This is a genomic window from Mesorhizobium sp. LNHC221B00, assembly GCF_000502935.1.
Lineage (GTDB): Bacteria > Pseudomonadota > Alphaproteobacteria > Rhizobiales > Rhizobiaceae > Mesorhizobium > Mesorhizobium opportunistum.
Genome location: NZ_AYWR01000018.1, coordinates 49,365 through 73,796 on the forward strand (window position 1 = coordinate 49,365; position 24,432 = coordinate 73,796).

A 24,432-nucleotide genomic window follows, 5' to 3' on the forward strand; every position below is an offset into this window, starting at 1 on the left:
ACGTCCGGAACCAGCTCTGAGGGCCCGCGTTGTCGGCTCAGAGTGTCCAGAAATAGCGCACGATGTGAAAGAAGATCGGGGCCGCGAAGATCAGGCTGTCGGTGCGGTCCATCATGCCGCCATGGCCTTCGATGAGATGGCCCCAGTCCTTGACACCCTGGTCGCGCTTGATGGCCGAGGCGACCAGCCCGCCCAGAAACCCCATTGAACAGGCGACGAAGGCCACACACGCCGCCTGCAGCGGCGAGAACGGCGTCACGAAGGACAAAAGCGCGCCGAGCAGGCTCGCCGACACCACCCCGCCGATCAGGCCTTCCCAGGTTTTCGACGGCGAGACGGTCGGCGAGAAACGGTGTTTTCCGAACAGCTTGCCGAAGATGTATTGCAGCACGTCGCTGCCTTGCACGACGATGATGAGAAAGGCGATCAGCAGCAGATTGCGGCCTTCGAAGCCGGGCACATCGAGTGTCAGCAGCGCTGGAACATGGCTGACGCAATAGACCGAGATCATGACAGCCCATTGCTGCGCGGCGATCCGCTCGAGAAAGCGTTCGGTGTCGCCGTGCAGCGCGGTAATGGCCGGCATCAGCAGGAAGCAATAAACCGGAATGAAGATGACGAAGAGCCCGTACCAGGCGGTCCACACCAGCCAGTATTGAACCGGTATGATGATGCCGAACATGCCAAGCAGCACCCAATGGTCGCTGCGGCTTGTGTGCGTCAGCGTGACGAATTCGCGCAGCGACGCGAAGGAAATCAGCGCGAACAGGATGGTCATGCCGTAGCGGCCGAAGAAGAAGGCGACCGTCATCAGCGCCACCATCACCCACCACGCGTTGATGCGTTGGGTCAGATTGATCAGCGTCGAACTGAGCGGCTTCGGCGCTCGCGCCGACAGCATGGCGGCGACGATGCTGGCGGTCGTCAGCACCACCAGCAGGCCGATGATCAAAATCGAGATGTCGTGGCGCATCATTTGTCTCGCTCGGGGCGCGGGTTGAGGGCCAGGAGCGTGGCGTGGGCTCGGTCGAGAAAGGCACGGCGCTCTTCGCCCGGAGCCACCGTCACCGGCGCGCCGAAGACGACGCGGCACAGAAGCGGAACCGGCAGGAACTGGCCCTTGGGCAGCACGCGCGACATGTTCTCGATCCAGCACGGGATCAGCTCGACGTCAGGCCGCGCCATCGACAGATTGTAGAGCCCGGAGCGGAAGGCCAGCAGCGGCTCCTCGGTCATGTTGCGGGTGCCTTCGGGAAACAGGATCAGCGAGTGGCCCTGGTCGAGGACCGACAGCATGATCTCGATCGGGTTTTCCTCGGGCTTCGTCCATTGCCGGTTGATGAGCACGGAGGACAGCATGTCTTCGGCGATGAAGCGGCGCAGCCGCGATTTTCCCCAATACTCGCCCGCCGCCACGGCATGGGTGATCGCGCGCTCTTTTTCGCTCAGGCACGCAGACAAGAGGATGAAGTCGCCATGGCTGGTGTGATTGGCGAAATAGATGCGCTGCCGGTCCGACGGCAGGCTGCCGTTCCAGATCGGGCGCACCCCGGTCACCGCCCAGGCCAGCGCCGAGAGGCCGACGGAGGTTACCGTCTGCAGCAGGGTAAAAGTCTTCAGCGCAAGCCTGCTCATCGCGGCGCCCAGAATCCCGCCGCCAAAAGCATCGCCACGAACAGGCCGAGGGCTGCGCGCTGCCTGGTCAGCAACCGGCGCGTACCGGCCATGCGCTCGTCGAGCGAACGTGTGAAGGGCGGCAGCCGCTTCAGGCGCATGCCTGCAAGGATGTCGTCCACAGCGGCGCCGCCGGAAGTCTCATCGTCATGGCTGGCCATCAGCCGAAACAGCAGCGCGTCGAATGCCAGCAGCGCCGACAGCGCCAGCACGGCAACCGCGCTCGCGGCGGCGAGCGACAGCGCGACGGCTGCAGGCCAGGTCTCGAAGGCGCCGCGCGCTGAAGCGGCCAGGGGCGCCAGCACGTTTGCGGCCACCACCAGTGCGGCCGGCCACGCGGCCTGCCGCATCAGCATGCCGGCGAGGCGGTCGGTGCTTTCCCGATAGGCACTGCCGGTCATGATGCCGCCCGCTGCACGGCCTCGGCAAGATGAACCGGCCGGCCGGCGGCCGTCAGCATCTCGCGAGCCAGGGCCGGCGTCTTGGCCCTGCCGGTCGCGACCAGCCATTCGGCGACAACGCCGGCGCTGCGCTGGAAGCCGAGCGCACAGCAGACAAGCACCGTACCGTTGCGGCGCGCTTTCTCCAGCGCGCCGGCTGCTTGTTGCTGCATCATTGCGTGCGGCTGCAACAGGTCGACCATCGGAAAGCTGATCCAGCGGCAAGTCGCTCCCGCCGGCCTTTCAAGCTCGGCGGCGAGGTCGATGACCGTGCCGAAGCCGTTGGCCTCGCTTGCGGTGGGAAAGCGTCCGAGAAAGACGCCGTCGGCGACCGCCGCCTGCGCAGCAAGATCACGTGTCCAGGCCCATATGTTTGTCCTGGCGCCAAGGCGGTAGGGCAGGAGCAGGATGCGGCTTGCGAGGGCGACGCTGCCATCCGCGGATTTCTGGAACACTTTTGAGCCGGCCCCGGCATAGGCGAGGGCGACGATGACCAGTGCCAAAGCCGGCCAAAGCACGAAGAGCGCGACGGCTGAAACGGACGCACCGAACACGGCGCCCGCCAGCGCAAGGACGGCGCCCAGCGCATAGAACCGCGCCAGCCGGCGGGCTTTCGCATCGCGGGTCAACCGGAAGTCTGAAATCGGCAATTCCCCGCTGCGCGGAAACAGCCAGAGCGCGAAAAATCCGAGCAGCGCGCCGGTCGGGATGTCGATGAAATGATGCTGCCATGTCGTCAGCACCGAGGCGCCGATCAGGAAGCACCAGCCATGCCAGAGCGGCAGGAGAAGGCCGCCGAGCCGGTGGCGCCAATGGTCCCAGATGATCACCAGCAGGGCGATGTGCAACGAGGGCGCCTGGTTGAACGGTTTGTCGAAACCGCCAAGCACGGCAAACATGAAGCCCGGCAGGCCGGTCGTTTGCGGCCGCACGAATGTCGCCGACAGCGGGAACAGGATGAAGCAGGCGACGGCCACGATTTGCGCGGTGAGTAAGCGGCCGGCCAGGCGGTCGACCCCTTGCCTGCTATCGTTGAGCAGCAGCGACAGGCCATAGAACAGGTTGATCGACCAGTATGGCACTATGGTCCAGGCGACGAACGGGATGTTGTATTCCCAGGAGAACACGATGCTGCCGACATCGTCGCGCCGCGACGCCAGCCAGTTGGCGAAGCCATAGGTCAGGTAGAAGAACGGCGCCAGGAACGCCAGCCACAACGCGGCCCTGACCACCACCCGGCCATAGGGTTCGGCGGCTGCGGCAGGTGCGGATTGCGAAGCTTCAGGGTCAGTGGGCATGCCGCGGCGGGTCCTACAGGCGCCGCGCGACCGAGACGGTGAAGATGCCCCATTGGTCGATGCGCTGGTCGAGCTTCTCGAAACCGGCCGCCTCGACGAGCTGGTCCATTTCGCCTTGCGTGCGCCGGCGCATGACCCAGGCCTGGCCACCGCGATGCGAGGTCAGGCTGCGGGCGATCATCTCAAGCTGCGGATGCCAGGGCTGGTTGGTGTAGAGGAGCAGGCTGCCCGGCTGCATGGCGCTGGCCAGTCCACCGAGCGAGCGGGCGATCATCGCATTGTCGCAGAACAGTTCGTAGAGGCCTGAAACGATGGCGAGGTCCGGCGCCGGATCGGTCGCGGCGAGCATGTCCGCATCGAAAGCGTCGGCGCGCCTGAACGAGACGCTGGCCGGCAAGTGCCGCTCGGCAATAAGCTTGCGGCCGAGCTCGACATTGAGGTCGGAATAATCTTGCAGCCGAACGCTTGCCGGCTGGTCGGGGCTCTTCACGATCGCATCGAGAACATAGCGGCCGTGGCCGGCGGCGATGTCGAGAATGTGGGCCGGCCGGTCGGCGGCTTTCAGCGTCGCCAGGCAGGAGCCGATCAGTTCTTCCAGATGCAGCTTGCGCTGGCGGATGCCGCGCCAGCCGATGGCCCCCAGGAAGATGCGGTCGACGAAGCGGCCAAGCGGCGTCAGCCCACGCGCGTCGTTCTCATAGACATAGTCCAGCGTCGAGCCGGAATCGAAGCCGGTGGTAACACCGGCCTTCATGCCCGACGAAACCCAGGCGCCCATGCGGATGGAGGCGCGGCTGAACGCCCAATAGAGCCCTTTTGGCGACAGCAGATCGAGCGGCGAGGCAAGCCGGTCGGCTTCGTCGCGCGTGTAGCCGGCAATATCGGCCTGCTTCAGGTCGGCCACCGCGTCCGGCGCCGTGAACTGCTTGGCCAGGAACGGCCGGATCAGGTCGAGGGCCTGCGCCCGCTCGCGCTCGCCCAGCGTGTCGTGGAAGAAACCCGGCAACACATGGCGTTCCTTGGTCCTGCTGCCGAGATTGACGAAGAATTCGTGCTGGGGGCCATGGCGTACCACCCAGTCGCTTCCCGAAAGCAGAAGCTGCGTCGGCACGGTGATGGCGCGGGCATCTGCGACGATACGGGCGGCGTGCTGGTAGAGTTCGACCAGGATGTTGGAGGCGATCGGCCGCGTGATCAGCGGATCGCTCTCGAAAGAGGCGATGCGCACGGGATCATGGGTCAGGAATTTCGCCTTGACGTAGGAGTTGACGAAGAAACGGCCCTTGAGCTTTTGCCAGAGCGCGATGCCTTCCTTGGCGAAGGGCACGTAGAGCTTGACCGAAAAGGCCGGCGAGGCCAGCACCATGGCGCGCAGTTTCGGCGCATAGTCGTGCACCCAGGCGGCGGCAAGCACAGCGCCGAAGGACTGCGCAATCAGCGCGATATCCTGCGTCGCGAAGCCATCCCTGGCGGCGATCTCGCGCATGAAGCAGTCTATGTCGCGCACCAGCGCCGCGAAGGACGGAGCATAGCCGCGTTCGCCGGACGAACGGCCGTTGCCGCGGGCATCCCAGGCATAGAAGGCGTGATCCGGCATCTGCAATTCGTCGACGAGATGGGCCATGCGGCCGCCATGTTCATGACCGCGATGGAAGAGCACCACCGCGCCCTTGGCATCCGCGGAAACCGCCGGCCAGAACCGGTAGAAGATTTCGGTCCCGTCATGGCTAAGGAAGACACGCTCTTGTGCTTGCCGGCCAAGGCTTTCGGCAGCCGCTGCGATCGATCCGTGCATCATGGTCTTCCCCTCTGGCGGCATGGCGAGCCCCGGTGCTCAGCTGGCGCTGCCAATAAGGCCGGCGCGTATCCGGTTTATGGCGGTCAGCAGCGAAAGCGTTGCCATGGCCGGAAACACAAGCGGCGCGATGGATGGAGACCACAGATCGGCGGCGCACAGAACGGCCACCACGCCCAGCGCCAGCGCCCTGTCGCTCTTGCCGAACGGCCCGGCATAATTGCGCCCGATGCCGGCCGCGATGCCGAGCACACCGGCGAACTCGGTCAGCACCGCAGTGATGGCAAAGGCGATGACACCCCAGGTATTGAACAGCGCAAAGGCTGCAAAAGGCAGGATCAGCGCCAGGTCTGAAACGACGTCGCAGATCTCGTTCAGATACATGCCGAGCGTCGAAGCCTGGCCATGTTCGCGTGCCAGCATGCCGTCCGCCGCATTGAGCGCCATGCGCACGAACAGCACCACGGGAATGAGCAGCAGTGGCCAGCGCCATTCAGGCAGGGTCGCGATGACCGCTCCGGCCGCGATCGAGATCAGGGCAGCCAGGATGGTTACGCTGTTGGCGGTGACACCGATGGCCGCCAGCCGGTTGACCAGCGGCCGCAGTCTCCCCTGGAAAGCCGGCTTGAGCGCGTAAAGCGTCGGCATTGCGTTGACCCCCCGATCCTGACTGCGGCTGTACATGAATATGTCGTACGCGACCAGCGGCTGCAGCGCCCAAACGGGTGCTGGCATCTGATATGGCGTATTGGACGCTGCCCGGAGATCGGCAGTCGCTAGCTCGGGCCGCAAGTGTCACCAGTCGCTAACCACGATGACGTTGGGCGGCCGCCATGCGCATTTGCTGGCTTTCAACCGCGATATAGCGGCTTGAATAGTGAGCACGCTTATCATATATACCGCTCATGGTTTCAGATGGCTTGGACAGATTGGGATTTTTGATCCACGACGTGCAGCGCTTGATGCGCAAGCGTTTCGAGACGCGCGCCAGCGGCCTTGGCCTGTCCTCGGCGCAATGGCGACTGATGGTGCGCGTCGCCAAGGAAGCGGGCATCACACAAGCGCGGCTCGCCGAACTGCTCGAGATCGAGCCGATCAGCGTTTCGCGCCTTGTCGACCGGATGGAGGAGGGCGGTTGGATCGAACGCCGCGCCGACGCCGCCGATCGCCGCGTGCGCATGATTTTCCCGACCGCCAAGGCGAGTGCCGCCTATGCGGAGGTCAAGAGCCTGGCTGGCGAAGTCTATGAAGAATCGCTCGTCGGCGTTTCGCCGGAGGATCGTCGCGTCCTGATCAGGGCGCTCGACGCGATGGCACGGAATCTCGGCGACGGCGATCCGCCGTCCGACGAAAAGATCAAGAATAGAGAAGGCGCAGCAGCATGAATGCCGTAGCGAAGATAGACGAGAGCACTCCGAAGGTTGAGATGGAAGCGCCGGCCAAGCCGGCCGACACGCCCGTCGCGGCGGCCCCGGTGGTGCCGGAGCCGGCCCCGGCGCCAAAGAAGAAGCGCCGCATCGGCCGCTCGCTCTTGATGTTCGCCTTGCCGGCGGCGCTGGCCATCGGCGGCGGCTATGTCTGGGTCACCGGCGGGCGCTACCAGGAGACGGAGAACGCCAACCTGCAGCAGGCCAAGGTGTCGATCGCCTCGGATACGGCTGGCCGCATCGTCAAGGTCGCCATATCCGACAACCAGCTGGTCAAGCAGGGCGATGTGCTGTTTGCCATCGACCCCGAGCCCTACCGCATCGCATTGGCCCAGGCCGACGCGGCGGTCGCGGTCGCACGCGTCGGCATCGAGCAGTTGCGCGCGGCCTACAGCCAGGCGACGGCGCAGCAAAAGTCGGATGCCAGCGAGGTCGCCTTCGCCCAGTCGCAATACGACCGCGCCGCCGACCTTGCCCAGAAGGGCATCAACGCCAAATCGTCGCTCGACCAGGCCAAGAACGATCTCGACAAGGCCAGGCAGCAACTGGCGGTTGCCGAGCAGGGCATCATCAGCGCCAAGGCGGCACTTGCCGGCAATCCCGACATCGAGACCGACAAGCATCCGACCGTGATGGCGGCGCTCGCCGCGCGCGACAAAGCCGCCTACGATCTGGCGCAGACCACGGTCAGGGCGCCCGCTGACGGCGTCATCAGCCAGGCCTCCTCGTTCAAGGTCGGCCAGTATGTCGGTTCCGGCACGCCCTTGTTTGCGCTGGTAGAGACCGGCGACACCTGGATCGACGCCAATTTCAAGGAAACGCAGCTGACCCACATGAAGCCCGGCCAGAAGGCCGAGATCGTGGTCGACACCTATCCCGGCCGCACCTTCGAGGCGACGGTCAAGGCGATCGGCGCCGGCACCGGGGCAGAGTTTTCGCTGCTCCCGGCGCAGAACGCCACCGGCAACTGGGTCAAGGTCACGCAGCGCATTCCGGTGCGCCTGGAACTGACGGACCCCGACGCCAAGATGGCGCTGCGCACCGGCATGAGCGCCGCCGTCACCGTCGACACCGGTGTGGCGCGTGGCTGGCCGTCGATCTTCGGTCACGCCACGGCCGGCGAGACCGCGCAGTAGAGAGCGAAGCCCGCCGGGACCAGGCGGGTGGAAGCGAACAGCAGGATTGGTCTGATGGGAGGGGTGGGAAGGATCAGCGTTTGGCCGAACCGCGTCGCGGCTTGCCCGAATTTTGAAACTTTCGAAACGGACCCGTCGGTCCTCATGTTTCCGGGCGGCAGACATCCGCTCATCAGAGACTTCGGTCGATGTAACCCCCACATCGACAAATCGCGTCCCACCGCGATGAGGATCTCTCAACGGAAGGCATTGCCGCCCGGAAACCCGTTGTACACGTTCTTGTTACCAGCTGGAAGTTCAACGCCATGAGCACGCCCGAACCTTTCAAGGAAGTGCCGCATCGCGGCCTGATCACGGTCGCGCTGATGCTGGCGACGATCATGCAGGCGCTCGACACCACGATCGCCAACGTCGCGCTGCCGACCATGACCGGCGATCTCGGCGCCTCGCCCGACAATATCAACTGGGTGCTGACCTCCTACATCGTTGCCGCCGCCATCATGACGCCGGTGACCGGCTGGCTCGCCGACCGCTTCGGCCGCAAGGAACTGTTCCTGGGGGCGGTTGTCGGCTTCACCGTGTTCTCGATGCTGTGCGGTATCGCCTGGAGCCTGGAGAGCATAGTGTTCTTCCGTCTGATGCAGGGCGTGTTCGGCGCGGCCATCGTGCCGCTGTCGCAGACCTTCCTGCTCGACATCAACCCCAGGGAACGCCACGGCCAGGCAATGGCCATCTGGGGCGCCGGCATCATGCTGGGGCCGATCCTAGGCCCGACGCTGGGTGGCTGGCTGACCGAGAATTTCAACTGGCGCTGGGTGTTCTTCATCAATTTGCCGGTCGGCATCATCGCCTTCCTCGGCATGGCGGCCTATCTGCCGGCAGTTGCCCGGCGGGTGCGCAGCTTCGATTTCTTCGGCTTCGCCATGTTGTCGCTGGGCGTCGGTGCGCTGCAGCTGCTGCTCGATCGCGGCGGCGAGGTCGACTGGTTTTCGTCGGTCGAAATCTGGATCGAGCTTGCTCTTTCGATCACCGGCTTCTGGGTGTTCATCATTCACACGGTGACGGCGCAACGTCCTTTCATCGATCCCAAGATCTTCCTCGACCGCAATTTCGTGACCGGGCTCGCCTTCATCTTCGTGATGGGCGTGCTGATTCTCGCCTCGATGTCGTTGCTGCCGCCGATGCTGTCGACCATCTTCGGCTATCCGACCGTCACCATCGGCATCGTCCTGGGGCCGCGCGGTGTCGGCACGATGATTTCGATGCTCGTCGTCGGGCGGCTCATGAACAGGATCGACGCCAGGATCCTGGTCGTCATCGGCTTTCTGTTGACCGCGCAGTCGCTCTACACCATGTCCTCCTTCACGCCCCAGATGGACAATTGGCTGATCCTCAGCTCCGGCGTCATCCAGGGCCTGGGCATGGGGATGGTGTTCGTGCCGCTGTCGACGGTAGCCTTCGCCACGCTCGACGTGCGCTTCCGCACCGATGCCACCGCTTTGTTCAGCCTGGTGCGCAACCTCGGTTCGTCCATCGGCGTGTCGGTGGTGACGGTCTTGATGGTGCGCAACACGCAGGTCAATCACACCGAGCTTTCGGCCTTCATCAACCCGTTCAACCCCAATCTCTGGGCGGTTTCGCCGGCGGCCGCGGGCGGCGATCCGATGGCGCTGTCGGAGGTCGATCGCATGGTCAACATCCAGGCCATGATGATCTCCTACGTCAACGACTTCAAAATACTGATGATGATGACGCTGCTGGCCATCCCGTTCGTCGTCCTCCTGCGCAAGCCGAAGGCCAGTCCGGCCGCCGGCGGCGCGCCTGCCGCACACATGGACTAGCGGCCCTTTGATGTCGAAACCAAAGTAACGAGATCATGGATTGCGACAATGCAGGCGGTATTGTCATCACGCGACGTTCAAAGACTGTATGGGTCGCAGTCGGAGTCAATCGAGGTCGCGAGTACGAGGTGAAGGGGCGCTCCCCAAAAGCCGCGCTTGCGCTATGGATCGAAGCTGCCGGATACTTGGGGCGCGGTTCACTCGATTCATTCGATAAGAAGTAGCGCTGTCACGCGGTAGTGAAACGTCATGTTTGTCAGCAAGTTTCATCTACGGCAGCGTCCCTCACGCTGTCGGTCGAGGGCGCCAAGCCTCGACCGGGCCCACATCGCCCAAGTGGTGCGGGCCGCGCTGTGGCTGAAGCCGACCGTACCCATTCGGACGAATTGACTGCACAAAGCTTCAGCAGCAATTTGCTCCTGTTAGGGCAGATATGCCCCCAACTCCAAGCCTGCCCTGACAGGAGCTCGCTGGTTTCACGGCTGGCGAGCTTTCTGATCATTTGCTTTATTAGAGGCATCTCAGCGATTCGGGGTCACTGTTGACCGGCGGCACGAGCATGGCTTCATACGTCAGACAGCGACTTGCGGAAATCCAGGCCGACCCTGCCCTGCGGCATCGGCCGGCCAAGCCCCTTAGCTTCCAGAAACAGGCGGTTGTAGTGGCGAAGTTTCTGGCCGCCTTGGCGCACGAGAAGCGCCTCTTGACCTGCATTCATCTGATGGACGGCGAGAGAACGGTGACGGACCTGCTCTCGCGCGTGGGCGGGACCCAGCACTCCCTGTCGCAGCACCTGGGCATGCTTGTTGAAATGGGGATAGTTGAAAGTCGGGCCGAAGGCCGGTGGCGGTACTATTCCTGCAAATCGGAAGCCGCGAAGGATGTCATCAGAGTGCTTGATCTTCTGGCCCGGAACAATGCGCTTCCTGCGCCCCCGTCTGGTGCGCTAGAGCGACCTTGAAGTATCGGACGCGGGCTTTCACTGTCTCGCCATAGGCAATCTCGGCACGACATTTGCTTCTCCCAGTCCAGCATGGGTCCCAACGGCCCGTGTAGTCCCAGAATCCCGGGGACGCCCGCCGCTGCCGTGAATGGGGCGGCGGGATTTGCGTTTTGGTATTCCTGATGCTTGACGACGGCCGTTTCAGCGCCGTCCGCAACTGCAATCTGTCGACCGTTGCGACAAAGGCTATCGAACCTCGGGTCGCCAGAACCATATTTCTTTCGACTAAATGAGGATGTACTAATACTTTGTTGGGGAATAACTTGGGGCTGGGGGATTTATGCAACAAATTGGCGCAAAGATTTTCGAGTGGGCGAACAGTCGCGGCATCTCAATCAAACAACGCTCAAAAACAGTATGGACTGCGGCAGGAAGCTATCGAGGCCGCAATTTTGAAGTTAAGGGCCGTTCGGCAACAATCGCGCTCGCACTGTGGATAGAGGGCTCTCGGTACAAAGGGCCACGGACTTGAGGCCGTTCTTCGCAGCGATGCGGTAGATCCCATGTTCCATATGTTGTTAACGATCGACATTTGGCTCGCCGCCGAGCCGGCAATCCAGTCAGCCTGAGCCGACGGTTGCTCAGCTTCGGAGACAACAGTTGACAGTTTTCGAACTTGAGCGCCGAGTCTCCCGCGCGAATTATCGCACGACTGCTCAAAGGGAGGACCGTACATGGAACACCTTAATCGCAGATCAGCCCTTAAATTTGGTCTCGCTGCGACCGCCGCGACCCCCGTATTTTCATTAGCAGCGCCGGCGGAGGCGGCAGCTCCCAGCTATAGCGCCACTGATGGTATGGACATGGGACACGGACGACGGATGGTGGAAGTCGGGGAGCAGGAGTCACAGATCAGTGCTTACAAGAGCATCAAGATAATCGATGTGATCTATCAACCCGGAGCTTCCGATCCGGACGACCAGCCTATGATGGACATGGACATGATCTGCCACATCATTGCCGGAGAGTTCAAAATCGAGAAGAAAGGTATTCCGGCCTATACCGTCAAAGACGGCGGCCTCTACAGCTGCGGCAAGGGAAAGTCGGATAAAGCCACCAACATCAGCAACGTGGTTGGCATCCATCGAATTGCACTCTTGATCCCAGCTTAAGGTCTGCGACGCATTCGCCACGGTGGCGACTTTGTCGCCGAGCCGTCCGTGTGGCGGTGGCAAGCTGCCACACGGCAGGCGTTATCGGTGTGCAAGATGAGGAAGCGGCTGCTGGAACCTGACGCAGTCGGGATTAAACGGGATAGAGATCGATGAGGAAGTTGACAGCCTCTACCGCGCCATCCTGGAAGCCAGTGATGTCGTTCCGGCATGGAGCGCGCCAACGACGTAAGGAAAGTAGGATAGCCGGGAAGCTCTACCTGCCCAGCACCAGCGCCCAATAGCGCAGGTTAGGGTCACGCCCGTCGCGGACATAGGCGAGCCCGAAGCGGCTGAAATCCGGATCGAGTATGTTACGCCGGTGGCCCTGCGAATGCATCCAGATGTCGAACAGTTTTTGCTGGTCGAAGCGGCCTTCGGCGATGTTCTCGGCCGCGGCCCCCCGTACTCCGTTGTCCTTCATGCGCGAGGCAAAATCTTTGCCCCAGCCCGTGGTGTGGCTCATGCGCTCACGCGACGCCATATAGCCTGCCTGCTGCAGCGCTGACTGCTCCAGCTGAGCATCGGGGACGAGCGGCCCGAGCCCCGCGGTGGCGCGCAGGCTTGCCAGCGTGCCGGTTGCGGAGGACGAGACTCCGGCGCCTTGCCCGGTCGGCAGCGAAACGGTGCCGCAGGCGGCAAGGCCGGCCAGGGCCGCGAGACCGATCAGAAGGGCACGCCTGCTTCGGCGCGGTTCGACGGCGGAATGGGAACGAGCAGCAGTGGTCATTCCTGCCTGAATAGTCGCAATCGTGGCTTTTGACGGGCAAGCGGCGAAAATTTCGTGCCGCCGCCCTTTGCGCCAATCGGTTTCCTGCCAGTCCTTAAGGACAACGAGGCGGCCTGGGACGGCGGCTTATGCAGCCTTCCGCCGCGATTGGCTCACGCTCAGCCACACCGCCGAAACCAGGAAGTAGAAGGCGCCTACCGCGGCATAGCCGGCCACGTTGGTGATGGAGGGCGGCATCGGCATCCGCGCCTGGATGATGAAAAAGGCGCCCGCCAGCGCTGATTGCCCGCCGCTCAGGATCATCGCCCACTGCGCGCCAAAACGCTTCCAACGGCGGACGGCGGTGCCGAGCTGAAGCAGGCCGGACAGGATCGCCCATACGCCGAACACGCCGAGCACCCAATTCATGCTCATCGTCAGCGCGAGAACCACCGCGAGCGCCGTCGCCAGGCTGGCCAGGACGTTGATCGCCTGCGTGCGATTGCATCCCAATCCTCCGCTGCGCGATGCGTCGACAAAATTGGCCAGCGCATCCCATGCGGGATAAGCCACGAGTAGAACCGCGGCGACCGCCAGGGAATGCTGTCCCACCGTGAAGGCAGCCGCCACCCAGGCCGTCGAAAATACCGTCCGGGCGAAGTAGTAGAGTTTGAGCCATTGTTCCTCGCTGGCCCGGGAAAGATCGCCACTGTGAACCGTCATTGGATTGTCCTTTCGACTAGTAGGTAGGGATTTGCGACGAGCGCCGCGGAGCAATTTGCGTTGTGGTGTTTGAGACCTAGGACCGTATCTGGAGCGAAGCGAGCCGCTGCAGGAGCGGGCCCGTCACGGCGCCGAATATCTTCGGATCGCCATAGGCCCGCGCCGAAAGCATCGCGCCGTGAACCGTCGCCATGAACGCTTCGGCCTCTGCGCGAGGGGCGGTCATCAGGTGCATCTGGCCATGCCGCGCCCCGCGCTCCAGCACGGATGTCAGCCACGCTGACAGGGAGCGGAAATGGGCGCGGACCTCCAGGCCAACTTCCTCGGGCAGGACCGGGAGTTGGCCCGCCAGCAGCGCGCAGACGCAGAACGGAGCGCTGGCGTCCGCGATACAGGCTTCCCAGTACCCAACATAGAGCCGAAGCTGTTCGAGCGGGTCGGAGACCTGCAGTTCGAGATTAGCCATCCCCGCTTCGGCTTCTTCCCGATACCGCGCAACCAGCGTGCGGACCAGGTCGACCTTGCTTGGGAAATGGTGATGGATGCTCGCCTTGCGAATCCCGACGACGTCGGCGATGTCGGCATAACTGAAACCGTTGTAGCCGCCAGCGACGATCAGCGAACGCGCGCAAGCCAGGATATCGTCGGACGTCGTAGACAGGTTGCTCATGGCTCGTTACCTACCTTCTGGTAGGATGGTCGTCAAGTGGACTAGCCCGGGTGATGGCGAGCACAATCTTGTGATGGCATATCCAAGACCATCGATTTGGCGACAAGCCCTGGCAAATCGGCTATGCTGCCACATCTACTAGTGGCAGCTGCGGGCGGCCTCACGGCGGTGACCGCCCCCGATTAACGGAGGGAAGGTTATGGCCAGCTTTCATGTCATGGCGGACGCGCGTGGAATGCATGTGCAACCCACGGTGCGCCACATCACCACGTCTGATCTCTGGGACGCGTTGCGGCTCGGCGCCGAGGATTTCTGGGCAAAGCCGTCCCACTATGTGTTCCTGTGCCTGATCTACCCGATCGTCGGCCTGATCCTCACCCAATGGTCGTCGGGCTCCAATGCCATCCAGCTCATCTATCCCTTGATGTCGGGCTTTGCATTGGTCGGCCCATTCGCCGCCATCGGCCTTTACGAGATCAGCCGCCGGCGCGAACTCGGCATGAACACCAACTGGCGGCATGCCCTCGATGTCCGCCATTCCTCGGCACTGCCATCGATTGCGGTCATCGGCATCATGTTGTTCGCGCTGTTCCTGCTGTGGCTATTCACGGCGCAGTCGATCTACACCAGCCAGTTCGGCGACCAGCCGCCGGCTTCCGTCGGCGCCTTCCTGCGCGACGTGCTGACGACCAGCAAGGGTTGGACGCTGATCCTCGCCGGCAATGCCGCTGGCTTCGTCTTCGCCGTGGTCGTGCTGGCCACCACGGTGATCGCCTTCCCGCTGTTGCTCGACCGCGATGTCGGCGCCGTTTCGGCAATCGAGACTTCGGCCCGCGCGGTCATGGCAAATCCGCTGCAAATGGCGCTGTGGGGCCTGATGGTCGCGGTGCTTCTGGTGATCGGCTCGGTCCCGCTCTTTGCCGGCCTGGCCGTGGTCATGCCGATCCTTGGCCATGCCACCTGGCACCTCTACCGCAAGGTGATAGAGCCGGAGCGGACGCAGCAGATAAGGCGGCCGATGTAGGCAAGCCGGCGCCAATCGCATGCAGCGGCCCGGACCGCTTGGGAAGCTTTTCGGCCGATCTGCCTTGGCATGGCCGGCTATCTCGCTTGCGTGCCCGGGAATGCTGGGGAAGCGGTGCGATTTGAAAGCGCGGCGGTCGCGCCGACGCCGTGTAGCCACCGGGTGGAGTACAATGCGGCTGCAGCCGAGCAGTCGATAATCGAAATTCGCGTCTTTCTGAAAACAGCGTTCGGGCGAGTAGGAACGCGGGACGCTTTCGCCCTAGCGCTGCGCGTCGGTCGCCATCTTCAGGGCCAGCGCCGTCAGCACCGTTCCCATCATCCAACGCTGGATGACCAGCCACAATGGCCGGCCGGCAAGGAAGGCGGCAATCGAGCCTGCCGTCACGGCGATGAGGGCATTGACGCTGAGGCTGATCGATATCTGCGTCGCGCCGAGCACCAGAAGCTGCGACAGCACATGGCCCTTGCCGGGACTGATGAATTGCGGCAGCAGCGACAGATAGAGCACGGCTACCTTGGGGTTGAGGAGATTGGTCATCAGTCCCATGGCGAACAGCTTGCGAGGCCTGTCCTTCGGCAGGTCGCGCACCTGGAACGGCGAGTGTCCGCCAGGCTTGACCGCCTGCCAGGCCAGCCACAAGAGATAGAGCACGCCGGCAAAGCGCAGTGCATCATAGGCGAAAGGTACGGCGAGCAGCAGCGCTGTGATGCCGAACGCAGCCGACAGCACATAGAACAGGAAGCCGACCGCAACCCCGCCAAGCGAGATCAGCCCGGCCTTCGGCCCTTGCGACAGCGAGCGCGAGATCAGGTAGATCATGTTCGGGCCTGGCGTCAGCACCATGCCGAGGCAGACCAGCGCGAAAGCGATATGATTGGCGGTGTCGGGCATTGTTCGTCCCCAAGGCTCGTCGCAGCGTGTCGCGATGGATGCGGGCGATCTCGCGAGCGCGCAATATGTGCCCGTCACGGCAGGCGCCCGCAAGGGCTTGGCGGCGCCACGCGTTGCGCCAGGGAAGCTTTAGCCGACCACCCGCAGGTTCGACAGTTCGTTGCCGATTTCCTTGAAATCGTTCGACAGGCTGGCCCCGGTCGCGTTCCAGAACAGCTTCGCCGGCTTGCTCGGATCGGTCGGGTCCTTTCGGAAGCGCGACTCCGACGAGCAGGATGTCAGCGCATCGATCGCCAGCTTGTCGCTGGCCTTGGTCGTCGACAGGTCGAGCGCTACCGTCATCACCATGATGTTGGCCGCCTTGGCGTTGTTGCAAAGCGTTGCCATCTGCTCGTTGAGGGCGTTCGTGTAGTTTCCGTTCGAATAGTCGAACTGACCGATGGCGGTCGATGTGCCCATGAACATCCGCCCGACCGAGGTTCCGTTGTAGCCGGGGTTGAGATAGCCGTAGGACGCATAGGTCGATTTCGAGTCGGCGGGATCTGAATAACTCAGCGAGGACGGCGTATAGTAGGTGTTGGCGCCGTCGGTCAAAACGATCACCACCTTGTCGTTGCCTTTTTCCGTCTCCAGGCGCCCTTGCGTGAACGGCTCTCCGCTCGAAACCACCCGCCAGCCCCACGCCATGCCCTCGGGAACATTGGTGCCGCCATTCGGCTGCATCAGGTCGATCGCGGCCTTGATCGCGGTGGCTCCATCGGTGACGCTGACATCGGTCAAAGGCGTGATCGCGTTGGTGGTGCAGCTGTAGTTCGGGCCGTTGCCGGTGGGCAATGCCGGTGCATTGATCGGCCGCGGCTGGAAATACTTGGCCATGTTGCGCAACCGCGATTGGCCGCTGGTGCTTGAAGGATCGTCATTCCACCAGCTGTTCACCGCGCCGTAGGTCACCGGGGCGGCCTCGTCGGGATCCTGGGTGAGCTTCCAGTGATTGCCGGGTTCGTCCGGGGCGAACATCGGCACGAACATCGTTGCCGGATCGCCGACGCCTATGCCGGTGTTGGCCGACCCGCCGGACGGCGGGGCGTCGTTGACATTATAGGGGTAGGGCCGGGCTTCGACGCAGCCCTGCCAGCTGGCGAACGGGCCATAGGTATCGACGTAGTCGTACTCGTTGTGGCTGCGTTTGCAGGTGTTGTTCGAATAATATTCGTCGCACACCACGCGCTTGCTGTTGACGACACGCTCGTGGTTGGTGACCACCTGCATGTCGCGGTAGAGCGAAAACCGGGTCAGCATCTGGCCTTCCTCGCTGCCCCAGCCGGTGCCGCGCTTGTACCAGATGCCGTTGGTCTTCTGGGCGTATTTGTCGGCGGCGTTCAGCGTCGACCAGTCGAAATTCTCGTTCGACAGAGGAGACAGGCCTTCGGTGTCCATCCACGATGCGTTGCCGTTGCCAGGGCCGACATTCACCGAGGCGGCGAATGGCACGAGACCGAATTGCACCGGCTTGTCGACCTGCTTGATCATGACCGCCTGCTGGGCAAGCGTGTCGACCAGCTGCTTGGACGCAGTCTTGAGGAGGTCGATGCGTTTTTGGCCCGAGCCCGTGCCGAGCGTTGTCATCGACCCGGAGTTGTCGAGCACCAGGGCAACTTCCAGAGTGTTCTTCAGCCGCACCTGAGAGGTGACGTCGAAGCTGATGCTCTGGTTCGCATCGGTTGCGGATTTGCCCACCAGCTGGGCGAAGGCAGGATAGAAATAGGGCTTGTAGTTCAGCCGGGCGGTCATCTTGAGCAAGCCGCCGCCGGCGGTGTTGCTGGGCAAGGTGACATTGAGCGTCGCGTTGGCGGGATTGAGATCGTTCAGGTTGGCGTTGAAGAAATCGAGCGCATAGGCTCTCAACTGATCGTCGGTCGCGCCTTCCGTCAGCCGGCGCGCCGTGGCGAAATTGGCGGCGTCGAGCGCGTTCGTCACCATCTGCTTTTCGCGGTTCATTTCCGTGAAGTCGATCGCGAGCGCCAGGCCGCCCATCAGCGGTATCATCGCCACGGCTGTCATGAGAGCATAGTTGCCGCGCCTGTCGCGGCGGAACTGACGCCAGATTTCATGCATGTCTTGCAGCGGCCCCCGCCGGCGGATTCTCGATTGGCGCCAGCTTTTCACAAAACGCTGAAGGACGAGTTTGGGAAACCGCTCTATTGCTTGGTTGGCACTTCACCAACCGCTAACCAATCCAGAGCCTGCGGGTCCCGGATACCCTCCAAAAGCAAAACGCCCTGCCGGGGCAGGGCGTTCATAGGGGAGACCTGCCGATCAGCTGACGATGCGCAGATTGGAGAGCTCGTTGCCGATCGCCTTGAAATCGTTGGACAGCGTTGCCCCGGTCGAATTCCAGAACAGTTTCATCGGCTTGCTGGGGTCCGTCGGGTCCTTGCTGAAGCGCGAATCCGAAGAGCACGCCTTCAGCGCATCCATCTGCGTTTTTTCGGCGGTATTGGTCGCATCCAGGTCGAGCGCGATGGTCATGACCATGATGTTGGCGGCCTTGGCGTTGTTGCAGAGCGTGGTGAAATGCTCATTCATCGCCTTGGTGTAGTTGGCGTTGGAGTAGTCGGTCTTGGTGACGTTGCTGCTGGTCCCCAGGAACATGCGCCCATAGCTGTAAGTGACGTTGCTGAACGGCACGATGTAGCCAAGGGCCGAATAGATGGCCTTGCTGCCGGCCATGTCGTTGCCGCCATAGTTCCAGTTGGTCCCGGAGTAGGTCTGGGCCGTCACCGATGTTGGTGTGTAATAGGTGTTCGCCCCATCGGTCAGGACGATCAGCACCTTGTCGTTGCCTCTTTCCGTCTCGGCCCGGCCCTCGGTAAAGGGAGCGGTGCTGGAGAGCGTCCTCCAACCCCAGGCCATTCCTTCGGGCACATTGGTCGCACCGCTGGCCGCCATGGCGTCGATCGCCGCCTTTACCGCGGTTGCCCCCGCTGCAACGGAAACATCGGTAAGCGGCGTGATCGCCGTCGTGCTGCAGCTCGTATTGGGTCCGGCGTTCATGCCGTAGCCCGGCGTCACCGTGGTGCCCGGATCCGCAAAGTATTTGGCCATAAAGCTCTGACGTTGCGCGCTCGTGCTTGCAGCAGGTGTCCCGTCGGCCATCCAGTTGTTGTTGGCGGGGCGAGGCGGGTAGTTGCTGTCGGTCAGATCGGTTTCATCAGGTGCGAACATCGGCACGAACAGGGTTGCCGGTGTCGAGCTTGAAGGTACCGTGTCCTGGATGTTGTCGGGATAAGGACGGGATTCCACGCAGCCACCCCATGCGGCAACGCCTGCATAGGTGTAGTTGTAACCGCTCTGCCACGTCTTGCACGAGCCGTTGGAATAGGTGGCCGTGCACTTGAACTGACTGACATAGGTGGCCGTCGCCACGCGCTTCATCTGGTTGTAGATCGAAAACCGGGTCAGCGGCAGGTCTTTCTGGGTCACATCCCAGCCAGTGCCCTTGGCATACCACACGCCGGCGACGTTCTGCGCGTATTTGGTTGGATAGGAGGTAGAGTTCATGCCCGCCCAATTGAAATTCTCATGATGGATCGGCGAGATGCCGGTGGTGTCCATCCATGCCGCCGAGGCATTGCCCGAACCGACATTCACCGAGGCGGCGAAGGGGACGAGGCTGAATTGGACCGGCTTGCTGACCTGCTTCATCAACTGGGCCTGGCCGGCCAATTGGTCGACCAGCTGCTTGGCGGCGTCCTTGAGCAGGTCGAACCGCACCTTGTTGGAACCTTTGCCGAGTTCCGTCATCGAGCCGGAATTGTCGAGCACCAGCGACACTTCCAGCGTGTTCTTCAGGCGCACTTCCGAGCATGTGTTGAAGGCCATGGTGGTGGCGTCGCCGCTGCTGCCGCCCAGCAATATCTTGGCCGTCGGCAGGAAGTAGGGCTTGTAGGTCAGCGTGCCGCATAGCTTCAGTGTTCCGCCGCCGGCGTTGTTGTTGGGCAGCGTCACCGCCAGCGTGGTGTTGGCCGGATCGATATGCGCGAGATTGGCCTCGAAGAAATTCTTGGCATAGGCTTTCGCGTCGGCATCGGTGGCGCCGGCAACGATCTGCTGGGCGGTGGCGATGCCCGCGGCATCCAGTGCGTTCAAGGCGTTTTGGCGCTCGCGCGTCATTTCCGTATAGTCGATGCCGATCGCCAGGGCACCCATGAGCGGCACCATGGCAAGGACGGTCATCAGCGCATAATTACCGCGCCGGTCGTTTGCGAATTTCCGGATCATGCCTTCAACCACCCCCGCCAAATCAAATTGGTGGTGACTGTGTCATAAATCGTTAAATTTCACGTTGCGGGAATATATCCAAGGTCGAGCCGCGCTTTCAACGCTCGTTAACCAAATATCGGCCGCGGTTTCTATCGCCGGATGGGCACTTATCGGCGGACTGCCACCCTTTGCGCGATCTCCATGCGACACCCGGGCGAAAGCTGGTGACAGCATGGGCCGGTTCGGATAATTCGGACCGGTCGCGGCGAACCGTCGGCCGCGGCGCTCGCAACGGATCATATTGAAGGGAACGACATGGCGGATTCGGCTGAAATCGTCGGCTCGCTCGAAGACGTGTCGAAAACCTATTCGGCAATTCTTTGCGATGTCTGGGGCGTGGTGCACAACGGCGAATGGCATTTTCCGGCAGCCGCGGCCGCGTTGGCGGCGGCAAGGGTGGCTGGAATTCCCGTTGTCCTCATCACCAATTCGCCCCGCCGCAGCGCCGATGTCGTGGCTCAGATGAGCGCGATCGGCGTTCCGCCGTCAGCCTATGACCGTGTGGTGACCTCCGGCGATGTGACCCGTGACCTGATCGCGGAAGGCCCGCGCAAAGTCTTCCACATCGGCGCCGACCGCGATCTGAACCTCTATGACGGCCTCGATATCGAGCTCGTCGAGGAATTCGAGGCCACCGGCGTCGTTTGCACCGGCCTGTTCGACGACGAGGTCGAAAAGCCCGAGGACTATGCCGACCTGCTGCGCCGGTTGCGTGCCAGGAACCTGCCGTTCATCTGCGCCAACCCCGATATCATGGTGGAGCGTGGCGAACGGATCATCTGGTGCGCCGGCGCCTTGGCGCGCGACTATGCGCAGCTCGGCGGCCGCACACTTATCGCCGGCAAACCCTACGCGCCGATCTACGAGGTCGCGATGAAGGAAGCGGCCGAGGCTCTTGGCCGACCGCTCGAGCGTTCGCAGGTATTGGCCATCGGCGACGGCATGATGACCGATGTGAAGGGCGCTGCCGACAATGGTTTCGACGTTCTCTATGTCTCCGGCGGCATTCACGCCCGCGACTATGGCGATGCCTTGCAGCCGGATCCGGCAAGGCTCGGCCTCTTCCTGGAACGGCACGGCTATCGCCCGGTGGCCGTCATAGCCAGACTGCGGTAGGTGGCAATGGAAGCCTTTCAGCACCTCTCGGCGACCATGCCGCTGCCCGCCGACCTGCGGGGCGGCGTTGTCGCGATCGGCAATTTCGACGGCGTCCACCGTGGCCATCAGGCGGTGCTCGAACGGGCGTTGGCCGAGGCCGTGCGGCGCGGCGTGCCGGCCCTGGTGCTGACCTTCGAGCCGCACCCGCGAACGATCTTCAGGCCCGACATGCCGTTGTTCGTGCTGACGCCGCCGCCGATGAAAGCGCGGCTCCTGTCCTTGCTGGGCTTTGCCGCGTTGGTCGAACAGCCGTTCACGCGCGACTTCGCCTCGCTGTCGGCGGAAGCGTTCGTCACCGATGTGCTGGAAAGGACGCTCGGCATCACGCATGCCGTGACCGGTTTCGATTTCCATTTCGGCAAGGACCGCCAGGGCGGTCCGGCCTATCTCATGGCGGCCGGCGAGCGCCATGGCTTCGGCGTCACGCTTGTCGACGCTTTCCGGGACGAGGGCGCCGAGGTGGTCTCGTCGAGCCGCATCCGCGCTTTGCTCTGCGATGGCGAGGTGGCCGAGGCCGCCGGCCTGCTCGGCTACCGCTTCACGGTGGAAACCGAGGTCGTCGGTGGCCAGCAGCTCGGGCGAACGCTCGGTTTTCCGACAGCGAACATGCGGCTTCCCGCGGAAGCCGCCCTCAAGCAAGGGATCTATGCCGTCCGCTTTCGGCGCGCCGACGGCACGCTGCACGATGGCGTCGCCAGTTTCGGCCGCCGTCCGACCGTCGACGACAATGGCGCGCCGCTTCTGGAAACCTTCGTCTTCGATTTCTCAGGCGACCTTTATGGCGAGATTTGCCAGGTGTCCTTCTTCGGCTTCCTGCGCAGCGAGATAAAATTCGACGGGCTCGATGCGCTGGTCGTGCAGATGAAGCGGGATGAAGCCGAGGCAAAGGCGCTGCTGGCCGGCGTCAAACCGCTTTCGGAGCTGGACAGCGCGATCGCTTTCTGACGGTGCTTGGCTGAAATCGCGGGAAAACGCCAACGACTGTGAAACAATTCATCGAAGTCGGTTGGCAGCGCGCCCAACACTCGTTGATGAAAATCGACATGTTCGTCTGGGGCGTGGTGATCGTCTGCGCAGGCCTGTTCATACTTTGCGATGGGCTGAGCGCGCATTGGGGCAAGACCGGCAGCGGCCGCAGCCTGGCCTATGTCATGCTGCTGTCGCCGCTCTCCTACTGGGCCTTTGCCTTCATCAACACACGATTGGATCTTGCCGTGACCGGGGCTCTGGTCAACACCATCGTGGTCGCCGGCGCCGTGTTGGTCGGCGCCATCGTCTTCAAGGAAGAGGTATCGTCGCTGCAATATATTGGAATCGCACTCGCGCTGATCTCGGTGACGCTGCTCAACCTCGCCTGATCATTCCTTCAACGCCCTACTTCTTCAAGGCCCTACTTCTTCAAGACAAGCCCGACCGCGATGAAGGTCCAGCCCTGGAAAATCAGGTCGATCGCCAGGAACAGTCCGAGCACCCACAGGCTGTTGACCGGCCAGCCCATGGCGATGATCAGGCCGGCGAGCACGCTGATGACGCCCGCCGCGACGATCCAGCCCCAGCCGCTTTCCGGGCGGTGACTGTAGCCGACCCAGGCCCTGAGAGCGCCGGAAGCGACGAGCGCAACGGCCAGCAGGAAGGTCAGCACCGCCGGGCGAGCAATGGATTGTCGAAGGCGAAAAATCCGGCAACCGCGTAAAGCAGTCCGCTGAGCAGCCAATAGAAGAAGCGCCCCCAGGTCTTGACGCCGAACGCATGCATGATCTCGATGATGCCGGCCACCAGCATCAGCCAGCCGACGACATAGACGGAAGCCACAGTGGCGATGAACAGATTGCCGAAGGCGATGCCGCCGAGGATCAGCAGCAGCACGCCCAGACCGACGAACCATCCCCACTTGTCTCGCGTCTGGCCGATCGCGTTCTTCAGTGTATCGCCGTGCAAGGTCATGTCGCCACCTCCATCGAGGGCCGCCAGCATGCAACGAAGTTATCCCTGGCGCCGATCCGCGTCCAGCCGATGGCGGGCTGGACGGTGCAGGCAATCAGAGCCGGATGTCTCGTCCTTAAATCAAATTTTACCAAAGCCCCTTCAACGCTGTCGCCGAAGGACAGTTGTATCGTGTTAGTGGAGTGGCCATGAGTCCGGTCGGGAAGATTTCTGCAGCCTTGGCAACCGTCATGCTGGCTACCTCAGGCGCGGCCGAGGCCGGCGAGGGCGCTTTCGGCTGGCTGTCCGGCGACTGGTACCTGACGGTCGGCGCCACCGGCATGGTGGCGCCCAATTTCGAGGGCGGCAGGCAATACCTGCTCAGTGCCTCGCCGATCATTTCGCTGGGCAAGGCCGGCCCCACGGCCCGTTTCACCTCCCGCAACGACAACATCTCATTGGCGCTTGTCGACGATGGCAGCGTTCGCGCCGGCCTGACCGGCAAGTTCCTGTTCTCGCGCGACGACAGCAATGCCGACGAACTCGAGGGTCTCGATCCTGTTCGCTGGGGCGGCGAAGTCGGCGGCTTCTTCGAATTCTATCCGACGGACTGGATGCGCGCGCGCGCCGAATTGCGGCATGGCATCCGGGCCCACAACGGCTTTGTCGCCGATATCGCCGTCGATGGTTTCTATGACGTGACGCCGACCGTCAGGATTTCGGGTGGACCGCGCGTGTCTTTTGCCTCGGCCAACTACTTCGACGCCTATTATGGCGTCAATGCGCAGGAGGCCGTGGCATCGGGCCTGAGCCAGTACAATCCCGGCGGCGGCCTGAAGTCTGTCGGCCTCGGCGGCGCGGTGACCTGGAAAGTGACCGATCCGATGACCGCCAGCCTGTTCGGCGAATATTCGCGCCTTGAGGGTCCGGCCGCCGATTCCAGCCTGGTCAGGGAACGTGGCGACCGCAACCAGTTCATGGTCGGCGTGTCGACGACCTATCGCTTCGACTTTTCGATGTAGGCGAATTGAACGAGACGCTTTATTCCTGCCGCGGCATCGGCTAAAAGCCCAGCCATGAGCAGCTTTTTGCGCCTTTTCGCGATCGCGATACGAATTACAGGCCCGGTGTTCCGGGCGGCCTGAGCGCCGCCGGAACCGCCGGGAGTTTCGCGCGCGCCCTCGCGCTTTTTCCAGAACATCAATGCATATCGCCCAAAAGTGGGTCCGGTTTTGGGAAACGG

At 62.8% G+C, this 24,432-nt stretch carries 23 protein-coding genes and 1 pseudogene; 10 read left to right on the forward strand and 14 right to left on the reverse strand.

Annotation, left to right across the window (positions count from 1 at the left end; all coding sequences use genetic code 11):
- Positions 1–37: 37 nt before the first annotated feature.
- Genes X741_RS145130 through X741_RS145105 form a run of 6 tightly spaced genes read right to left on the reverse strand, consistent with a single transcriptional unit; the run spans position 38 to position 5,855 of the window.
- Positions 38–973, reverse strand: a complete 936-nt coding sequence (locus X741_RS145130) for a phosphatidate cytidylyltransferase (RefSeq protein ID WP_023766476.1) — start codon at positions 971–973, stop codon at positions 38–40.
- Complete coding sequence (locus tag X741_RS145125) at positions 973–1,635, reverse strand: lysophospholipid acyltransferase family protein (RefSeq protein ID WP_023779346.1); 663 nt, start codon at positions 1,633–1,635, stop codon at positions 973–975. The genes X741_RS145130 and X741_RS145125 overlap by 1 nt, the downstream gene beginning before the upstream one ends.
- The gene (locus X741_RS145120; protein ID WP_023779347.1) at positions 1,632–2,075 is read right to left on the reverse strand and encodes a hypothetical protein; all 444 of its coding nucleotides are present in this window, start codon (positions 2,073–2,075) and stop codon (positions 1,632–1,634) included. The genes X741_RS145125 and X741_RS145120 overlap by 4 nt, the downstream gene beginning before the upstream one ends.
- Entirely contained in the window at positions 2,072–3,412 is a 1,341-nt protein-coding gene (locus X741_RS145115; RefSeq protein WP_031250294.1) for a phosphatase PAP2/dual specificity phosphatase family protein, read from the reverse strand. The genes X741_RS145120 and X741_RS145115 overlap by 4 nt, the downstream gene beginning before the upstream one ends.
- A 13-nt stretch (positions 3,413–3,425) precedes the next feature.
- Positions 3,426–5,207 (reverse strand): bifunctional alpha/beta hydrolase/class I SAM-dependent methyltransferase, encoded by a 1,782-nt coding sequence (locus X741_RS145110; protein ID WP_198023997.1) that lies wholly within the window; start codon positions 5,205–5,207, stop codon positions 3,426–3,428.
- A gap of 39 nt (positions 5,208–5,246) precedes the next feature.
- Complete coding sequence (locus X741_RS145105) at positions 5,247–5,855, reverse strand: CDP-alcohol phosphatidyltransferase family protein (RefSeq protein ID WP_031250295.1); 609 nt, start codon at positions 5,853–5,855, stop codon at positions 5,247–5,249.
- A gap of 257 nt (positions 5,856–6,112) precedes the next feature.
- Between X741_RS145105 and X741_RS145100 the strand changes: the two genes are divergently transcribed.
- The 5 genes from X741_RS145100 to X741_RS0135550 all read left to right on the forward strand — a co-directional run bounded on the left by X741_RS145100 (position 6,113) and on the right by X741_RS0135550 (position 11,726).
- Positions 6,113–6,592, forward strand: coding sequence for a MarR family transcriptional regulator (locus X741_RS145100; protein WP_031250296.1), 480 nt, complete (start codon positions 6,113–6,115; stop codon positions 6,590–6,592).
- Positions 6,589–7,770: an HlyD family secretion protein gene (locus X741_RS145095; RefSeq protein ID WP_023779352.1), complete on the forward strand. Its 1,182-nt coding sequence runs from the start codon at positions 6,589–6,591 to the stop codon at positions 7,768–7,770. The genes X741_RS145100 and X741_RS145095 overlap by 4 nt, the downstream gene beginning before the upstream one ends.
- A 305-nt stretch (positions 7,771–8,075) precedes the next feature.
- Entirely contained in the window at positions 8,076–9,611 is a 1,536-nt protein-coding gene (locus X741_RS145090; protein WP_023779354.1) for a DHA2 family efflux MFS transporter permease subunit, read from the forward strand.
- A gap of 541 nt (positions 9,612–10,152) precedes the next feature.
- Positions 10,153–10,572 (forward strand): metalloregulator ArsR/SmtB family transcription factor, encoded by a 420-nt coding sequence (locus X741_RS145085; protein WP_245272765.1) that lies wholly within the window; start codon positions 10,153–10,155, stop codon positions 10,570–10,572.
- A 716-nt stretch (positions 10,573–11,288) separates the two neighbouring features.
- Positions 11,289–11,726 carry a hypothetical protein gene (locus X741_RS0135550; RefSeq protein WP_023766485.1) on the forward strand — a complete coding sequence of 146 codons (438 nt, stop codon included), beginning with the start codon at positions 11,289–11,291 and terminating at the stop codon, positions 11,724–11,726.
- Positions 11,727–11,982: 256 nt separating this feature from the next.
- Here the strand turns inward: X741_RS0135550 and X741_RS145080 are convergent, their stop codons facing one another.
- The 3 genes from X741_RS145080 to X741_RS145070 all read right to left on the reverse strand — a co-directional run bounded on the left by X741_RS145080 (position 11,983) and on the right by X741_RS145070 (position 13,867).
- Positions 11,983–12,495 carry a CAP domain-containing protein gene (locus X741_RS145080; RefSeq protein ID WP_023779357.1) on the reverse strand — a complete coding sequence of 171 codons (513 nt, stop codon included), beginning with the start codon at positions 12,493–12,495 and terminating at the stop codon, positions 11,983–11,985.
- Positions 12,496–12,621: 126 nt separating this feature from the next.
- Positions 12,622–13,197, reverse strand: a complete 576-nt coding sequence (locus tag X741_RS145075) for a DUF308 domain-containing protein (protein WP_023779358.1) — start codon at positions 13,195–13,197, stop codon at positions 12,622–12,624.
- A gap of 76 nt (positions 13,198–13,273) precedes the next feature.
- A complete protein-coding gene (locus X741_RS145070; RefSeq protein WP_023779359.1) occupies positions 13,274–13,867 on the reverse strand; it encodes a TetR/AcrR family transcriptional regulator in 594 nt (197 codons plus the stop codon).
- Between the two features lie 199 nt (positions 13,868–14,066).
- Between X741_RS145070 and X741_RS145065 the strand changes: the two genes are divergently transcribed.
- Positions 14,067–14,891 (forward strand): DUF2189 domain-containing protein, encoded by an 825-nt coding sequence (locus X741_RS145065; RefSeq protein ID WP_023779360.1) that lies wholly within the window; start codon positions 14,067–14,069, stop codon positions 14,889–14,891.
- Between the two features lie 261 nt (positions 14,892–15,152).
- Here X741_RS145065 and X741_RS145060 read toward each other — a convergent pair whose 3' ends face one another.
- From X741_RS145060 to X741_RS145050, 3 genes are all read right to left on the reverse strand, one after another.
- A complete protein-coding gene (locus X741_RS145060) occupies positions 15,153–15,785 on the reverse strand; it encodes a LysE family translocator (protein WP_023779361.1) in 633 nt (210 codons plus the stop codon).
- Between the two features lie 129 nt (positions 15,786–15,914).
- Positions 15,915–17,900, reverse strand: a complete 1,986-nt coding sequence (locus tag X741_RS145055) for a TadE/TadG family type IV pilus assembly protein (protein ID WP_023779362.1) — start codon at positions 17,898–17,900, stop codon at positions 15,915–15,917.
- Positions 17,901–18,101: 201 nt separating this feature from the next.
- A complete protein-coding gene (locus X741_RS145050) occupies positions 18,102–20,066 on the reverse strand; it encodes a TadE/TadG family type IV pilus assembly protein (RefSeq protein WP_023779363.1) in 1,965 nt (654 codons plus the stop codon).
- 297 nt (positions 20,067–20,363) lie between these two features.
- Here X741_RS145050 and X741_RS145045 point away from each other — a divergent pair, with 297 nt between their 5' ends.
- The 3 genes from X741_RS145045 to X741_RS145035 all read left to right on the forward strand — a co-directional run bounded on the left by X741_RS145045 (position 20,364) and on the right by X741_RS145035 (position 22,624).
- The gene (locus X741_RS145045; protein WP_023779364.1) at positions 20,364–21,224 is read left to right on the forward strand and encodes a TIGR01459 family HAD-type hydrolase; all 861 of its coding nucleotides are present in this window, start codon (positions 20,364–20,366) and stop codon (positions 21,222–21,224) included.
- A 6-nt stretch (positions 21,225–21,230) separates the two neighbouring features.
- Positions 21,231–22,211 (forward strand): bifunctional riboflavin kinase/FAD synthetase, encoded by a 981-nt coding sequence (locus X741_RS145040; RefSeq protein WP_023779365.1) that lies wholly within the window; start codon positions 21,231–21,233, stop codon positions 22,209–22,211.
- Positions 22,212–22,297: 86 nt separating this feature from the next.
- Entirely contained in the window at positions 22,298–22,624 is a 327-nt protein-coding gene (locus X741_RS145035; protein WP_051410497.1) for a hypothetical protein, read from the forward strand.
- 32 nt (positions 22,625–22,656) lie between these two features.
- Here the strand turns inward: X741_RS145035 and X741_RS1000000168860 are convergent.
- Positions 22,657–23,210 (reverse strand): annotated as a pseudogene (locus tag X741_RS1000000168860) (HdeD family acid-resistance protein).
- A gap of 230 nt (positions 23,211–23,440) precedes the next feature.
- On the opposite strand from X741_RS1000000168860, the gene X741_RS145020 reads away from it, so the two are divergent.
- The gene (locus X741_RS145020) at positions 23,441–24,211 is read left to right on the forward strand and encodes a MipA/OmpV family protein (protein WP_023779369.1); all 771 of its coding nucleotides are present in this window, start codon (positions 23,441–23,443) and stop codon (positions 24,209–24,211) included.
- Here X741_RS145020 and X741_RS1000000169975 read toward each other — a convergent pair.
- Positions 24,187–24,390: a hypothetical protein gene (locus X741_RS1000000169975; protein WP_156937931.1), complete on the reverse strand. Its 204-nt coding sequence runs from the start codon at positions 24,388–24,390 to the stop codon at positions 24,187–24,189. The two genes, X741_RS145020 and X741_RS1000000169975, sit on opposite strands and share 25 nt — an antisense overlap.
- Positions 24,391–24,432 lie beyond the last annotated feature (42 nt).